This window comes from Mesorhizobium sp. M7A.F.Ca.CA.001.08.2.1, assembly GCF_003998455.1.
Taxonomy (GTDB): Bacteria; Pseudomonadota; Alphaproteobacteria; order Rhizobiales; family Rhizobiaceae; genus Mesorhizobium; species Mesorhizobium ciceri.
In genome coordinates this window covers 1-1087 of record NZ_RZPW01001206.1, presented here as the reverse complement: position 1 = coordinate 1087, position 1087 = coordinate 1, and the positions used below count along the sequence as shown (strand labels likewise).

The following is a 1087-nucleotide window of genomic DNA, read 5'->3' as shown; positions in this document are numbered from 1 at the left end:
GTCTGCAGCCGGGTCAGTTCGCCGATCTGCGCCATCGTCGCCTGATAGCCGAGATTGATCGCCTCGTCGGCGCGGTGGAACTCGGTCAGGCCGATATGGCTGAGCTTCGGCTGCAGCGACATGTCTGGCGGATCGCCGGCAAGTCTTGCGCGCGAAATGCGGTCCTGGATGATGTTGAAGGCCTCGACCATGACGCCGGTGATGCCGAGCCGGGTCTGATGCGACTGGTGTTCGGGATCGCCATGTCCGGCCCTCGGCGCGTCCTTTTCGACGACCAGTTCGCCAGCGCTGTGCTTGATGACGGCGGCACGGCCGAACAGGTCATAGTGAAGGTTGACCGCCACGACGAGCGGCTGCTCGTAGGCGCGGCAGACCGAAACCGGTACGGGGTTGACCAGAGCGCCGTCGACCAGCACGCGGCCGTTGCAATTCACCGGCTCGAACACGCCGGGAAGCGCATAAGAGGCGCGCATGGCGGTAATCAATGAGCCGCTCGACAGCCAGATTTCGTGGCCGGTGCGGATTTCGGAAGTGACCGCGACGAACGGCTTGGCAAGGTCCTCGAAACGAATGCCGGCCATGTGCTCGCGCAGCCTTGCATCGAGTTTCATGCCGCCGAACAGGCCGCTGCCGCGCAAATTGAGATCGAGCAGGCCGAAGATGCGGCGCTTGGTCAGGCTGCGGGCGAATTCTTCGAGCTCGTCCAGTTTGCCGGCGAGATAGCAGCCGCCGACCAGCGCGCCGATCGAGGTGCCGGCGATCATCGATACTTCGATGCCGGCTTCATCCAGCGCGCGCAGCACGCCGATATGCGCCCAGCCACGGGCGCACCCGCCACCCAAGGCGAGCGAAATGCCTGTTTTCTTCTGGGAGTTCGTTTCGGACGCGCCGCCTGACGAGGACAGGCCGTTGGCCTCCCTGACATCTGGTCTGTTACGCAATGACGCCCACTCGAGCATCATGATCTCCCTTGTCCCGAGGCTACTATACGAGCGGGGCGTATCGAAATGATGAATCTGTGTCGTTGGTGTCAGGCAGAAGGTTCAAGCTGTTGGTTTCCGATACGTGTTTTCTGCATCGAACAGCG

Annotated in this window: 1 protein-coding gene; it reads right to left on the bottom strand. The window is 62.6% G+C overall.

All coding sequences use genetic code 11. The annotated features are described in order from the left end of the window. The coding region (locus tag EN914_RS36220; RefSeq protein ID WP_206527333.1) for a patatin family protein at nt 1-962 on the bottom strand (962 nt) is incomplete at its 3' end. Nucleotides 963-1087 lie beyond the last annotated feature (125 nt).